Source organism: Leucobacter musarum subsp. musarum (assembly GCF_001273845.1).
In the GTDB taxonomy this organism is placed as follows: domain Bacteria; phylum Actinomycetota; class Actinomycetes; order Actinomycetales; family Microbacteriaceae; genus Leucobacter; species Leucobacter musarum.
On the sequence record NZ_JHBW01000102.1, the window covers coordinates 1 to 226 of the forward strand.

A 226-nucleotide genomic window follows, 5' to 3' on the forward strand; every position below is an offset into this window, starting at 1 on the left:
CGTGGAGGCGGCCACGCTGGGCGGTGCGCGGGCACTGCGGCGCCCCGACCTCGGCCGCATCGCGCCGGGGGCCGCGGCCGATCTCGTCGCCTTCTCGCTGGCGGATCTGCGCACGGGCGCGATCGACGACCCGGTGCGCACGCTCACGCTCGCGGGCACCGCGCGCGACGCGCACTTCAGCATGGTCGCGGGCCGCACGGTGATGCGCCTGTCTCTTATACACAAA

At 74.8% G+C, this 226-nt stretch carries 1 protein-coding gene; it reads left to right on the top strand.

Annotation, left to right across the window (positions count from 1 at the left end; translation table 11 throughout):
• Positions 1-226, top strand: a 226-nt coding sequence (locus tag CH42_RS14325) for an amidohydrolase family protein (protein ID WP_156322592.1), incomplete at both ends; no start/stop codon positions are given.